The organism is Kaarinaea lacus (genome assembly GCF_975902315.1).
Window position 1 is genome coordinate 1 of record NZ_CDLKIE010000129.1, and the last position, 4,109, is coordinate 4,109.

The following is a 4,109-nucleotide window of genomic DNA, read 5'->3' on the forward strand; positions in this document are numbered from 1 at the left end:
AAACGGAACAATTAATAATAATGGAACAATAAAATGCGTTTTTCCAAAACCAGTATTCTTGCCGGCTTACAGTGCGCCAAACATTTGTATTTAAAAATACATCATCCGGAACTTTCGACACCCGTCGTCTCACCAATGATGGTCACTGGAGAAGTGGTCGAGGAGCACGCGCGCCGAGAGTTTGTCGACGCAGCTTCTATTGAAAATCGCGGCAAGCTTGATCCGTTCAAATATACACAGGAGTTGATGGCGGACCAATCGGTCAAAGCCATATTTCAGGCGGCATTGAATTTTGAAGATGTGGAGGTCTATGTGGATGTACTCCAGCGTGAAGGTAACGCCTGGAGCCTGATAGAAATAAAAGCGGCCAGCGGTGTAAAGGATCATCATATCGATGATGTTACCATTCAGGCATGGGTGGCGTTGAATTCAGGGCTGCAAATCAATCGTTTCAAGCTAATGCATATCAACTCCGGTTTTGTATATCAGGGTGATCATGACTATTCTGATTTGTTCAACGTTGAGGAGATTACCGATAAAGTTAACGCTCACATAGCGTTTATCGGGAATTTTATTAACAAGGCGCGAAAAACAGTTGTTGAACCGCAGCCTGACATTCATGTAGGTAGTCATTGCAATAATCCCCATCTTTGTGAATATAAACCGTTTTGTGAGGCGCATGACGCCAGGTATCCGGTTTCTTTACTACCGAATGGCCATAAAGTTGCCAGTGAGATGATTGCGCAGGGTATTTATGACTTACGCAATGTGCCGGTAGAGGTGTTAAAAAGTGAAACCCATCTCCGGGTGCGGAATATAACAGTTCAAGGCGAGCCAGAACTGGATACTCAGGTAGCACACATTCTGAATCAACTTGAGTATCCACGCTATTTTCTGGATTTTGAATGTATTCAGTTTGCTATTCCGGTATGGACAGGCACCAGACCTTACCAGCAGATTCCCTTTCAGTTTTCCTGTCACATTCTAGATGAAAATGATGAGCGGATTCATGAGGAATTCCTTGACGTAACTGGTCTTGATCCGCGGCGGCAGTTTGCCGAGGCCTTAATTAAGGTATGCGGCGATTTCGGGCCAGTGATTGTATATAACCAGTCATTTGAAAAAAGAATTATCAGGGAGCTGGCAGAACGGTTTGAAGATTTATCGGAAGCGTTACTGGCAATCAATATCCGAGTATTCGATTTATTACCTGTCGTTAGAAAACATTATTACCATCCGGAGATGAAAGGATCCTGGTCAATTAAAAAGGTTTTACCTTGCCTTGTGCCGGAGTTGAGTTACGAATCAGTGGGGGAAGTGCAGGATGGTACCCAGGCGCAGCAGGCCTATTTACAAATTTATAATGGCATGCTGGATTCGCCAGGAAAGGATCGTCTAATTAAAGATATGAAAGCCTATTGCGCGTTGGATACGCTGGCCATGGTTAAAATTATGGATCGCATGCGTTCGGTTTAACGCAAATCTCTCCTGTCATGTCCTGTCACGCGTCAGGCGCCTGTTCCTATTACCTTAAGGAAAGATTCTGAAAGTTCACCGCGACCTGCTTTATCGAGTAGCTGATCAGAAGTTTGCACGACTTCCGCTAAGGGTCCATTAAAAAACACCATGCCCAGTTGCAGGGTAACGGGGATATCGGCAACAGGATTTTGCGTGTTTTTATGCTCGGGTGGAAAAAATACCATGCGAATTTCACCGACTTCGTCTGGTATTTTTTCGCAACCACCACCTGGTGCCACGAACGCGAAAAACTCTTCAGCATTATGAAGTGGTACGCTTTCTTCCTTGAACTCGGTGTCGCCTGCTTTGGCGCTAAATTCTACGGTAAGTATAGGTTTCATACGATTAGCCACCTTTAATCAAACTGATATCAACGAATAATCCAAGTGGATGTTCATCATTAATATAGAAAATTTCACGTGGACTGTGCTTGATGCTTATCAAGCAAAGCAGAGTTTTTGCTCTGTATTTACGGTGTACTAAAAAGAAGCAGAGCCATTTGTATGGCTCTGTCTGTGTGCGTGTAACAGTAGTTACCGTGAGTGTATTATTCTGCTGTTTAATGGTGACCAAAGCCATTTATGCTAACGATTCCGGATTCACCCTGATCGCCGTTGGCGTCAGTGGCAATTATACTGGTGGTTTCGCCGATTGCGCCCGTTGCCCGGAACCAGCCCGTTGTGGCATTGATAGTACCTGCTGCAGGATTACTGAGGCTGAAGGTATAAGGACCAGTACCACCAATTGCAGAGAACAGTACCCAGTTAAAACGATTAACACTGGCGATGGCTGGTGAGACATCGATGGTCACTACAACGTCGGTAATTGTAATGGAACCGGTTGTGGTGGCGAAGCCATCTGCATCGGTAACACTTGCAGTGATTGTACCCACGGCAGATGCTGTCAATAAACCGTTAGCATCAATAGTGGCAATAGTGGTATCACTAACTGACCAGGTATACGGTGGATTACCGCCGCTGGTAGATAACTGTAAGCTATCACCGATCAGCAGCGTGCCAGATTGCGGTGCCACCGAAACAGCGCGTACTTCTACAGGCCCGGAATTCACTGTCATGCCGAGAGAGTCCGTTACAGTTACGGTAGTAGTACCGGCCGCAAGCCCGCTAAGCAGTCCATTGGCAGCAATGCCTGCTATGGCTGGACTGGAACTGGACCAGGTGAAAGGCGGGACACCACCTGCCGCATTGAACTGCAGACTGTCGCTAACACCGATCAACCCTGTTTGTGGTGTCAGGCTAATATCAGAGACGGTAATGGTACTGGAGCTTACACTATTGCCGGCGTTATCAATGACGTTCACCGTCGTAGTTCCTACGGCCAGGGCGGTAAGTTCACCGGTTATGGCATTGATGCTGGCCACTGTGGGATTGTTTACGCTGTAGGCGTAGGGGGCAACACCGCCACTGGCAGAGAATCGTAGTGATTGACCGACACCGACCGAGCCACTGTTGGGTGTTACGGTCATTTGTGTGACGGTGATAGCGGCACTGGTGCCCGTGTTGTTATTACTGTCGGTTGCGGTGATTTGTACTACACCTGGTGCCAACGCAGTGAAGTGACCCGTGGTATCAATCACTGCTACAGAAGGATTGGAGCTTGACCAGACATAGGGGGCGGTGCCACCACTGGCCACTAAAGCAGCCGTTTCGCTTACCGCAAACTCCATAACTCCGTTAACAGTAGTAACCGCTATTTGTGGTGCCAGCGTAGATAAGGCCTGAAATGCGTTTACGCGGCCACCAGATACGGTGCGGCCCGCTAGAGAGGGTAATAGATCAACCGTACTTAGTAGTGCTGATTTTACATCTGCTGGCGTGAGGCCTGGCTGTTTTGCCAATAACAAAGAAACTACACCGGTAACATGCGGTGTCGACATGGAAGTACCGTTCATGGTGGCGTAATTGTTAAAAGGCACGGTACTTAATGTATTCACGCCGGGTGCCGCCAGATCAACTGTGACTGCACCAAAGTTGGAAAAGTTGGCTAACTGGTCGTTGGCACCGGTCGCCGCCACAGAAATAATGTTGGGTAAGTTATAAGCCGCCGGGTAAATGGGAAAGTTGTCGGAATTATTGCTGCTGTTGCCCGCTGCAGCTACTACGATGTGACCTGCGTTGTTGGCAGCAGCGATTGTGTCATAGAGCGCCTGACTGAATGCAGTACCACCATAGCTCAGATTGCTGACTCGCGCACCCAGTGCTACTGCATAATTCAAAGCCCGTATGGCATTCGCCGTAGAACCCTGGCCAAAGCGATTGAGAAACTTGACTGGCAATATTTGCGCTGTCCAGCTGACACCGGTCACACCAATGCCGTTGTTGCCGACGGCGGCAATCGTGCCACTCACATGGGTGCCGTGGTTCAAGTCATCCTGTGGATTGTTATCGTTGTTCACAAAATCCCAACCGTTGATGTCATCGACAAAACCATTGCCGTCATCATCAATGCCATTGTTTGCAACTTCATTGGGATTACGCCAAATGTTGGATTGTAAATCCTGGTGATTAAAGTCGATACCGGAGTCCAGTACTGCCACTAAAACCGGATTGCTGCTACCTGTTTCAATGTCC

Annotated in this window: 3 protein-coding genes; 1 reads left to right on the forward strand and 2 read right to left on the reverse strand. The window is 47.7% G+C overall.

Annotated elements, in window-relative coordinates; translation table 11 throughout:
* The first annotated feature begins 33 nt into the window (after positions 1-33).
* Positions 34-1,476 carry a DUF2779 domain-containing protein gene (locus tag ACWVCM_RS03570; RefSeq protein WP_455200337.1) on the forward strand — a complete coding sequence of 481 codons (1,443 nt, stop codon included), beginning with the start codon at positions 34-36 and terminating at the stop codon, positions 1,474-1,476.
* Between the two features lie 32 nt (positions 1,477-1,508).
* Here ACWVCM_RS03570 and ACWVCM_RS03575 read toward each other — a convergent pair whose 3' ends face one another.
* Positions 1,509-1,859 (reverse strand): hypothetical protein, encoded by a 351-nt coding sequence (locus ACWVCM_RS03575; RefSeq protein WP_455200338.1) that lies wholly within the window; start codon positions 1,857-1,859, stop codon positions 1,509-1,511.
* A gap of 218 nt (positions 1,860-2,077) precedes the next feature.
* A partial coding sequence (locus tag ACWVCM_RS03580) for a S8 family serine peptidase (RefSeq protein ID WP_455200339.1) occupies positions 2,078-4,109 on the reverse strand: 2,032 nt, incomplete at its 5' end.

What these genes read in the sequence shown, in the direction of transcription:
- ACWVCM_RS03570 (WP_455200337.1), top strand. Translation starts at nt 34, where the DNA reads ATGCGTTTTTCCAAAACCAGTATTCTTGCCGGCTTACAGTGCGCCAAA.
- ACWVCM_RS03575 (WP_455200338.1), bottom strand. Translation starts at nt 1,859, where the DNA reads ATGAAACCTATACTTACCGTAGAATTTAGCGCCAAAGCAGGCGACACC.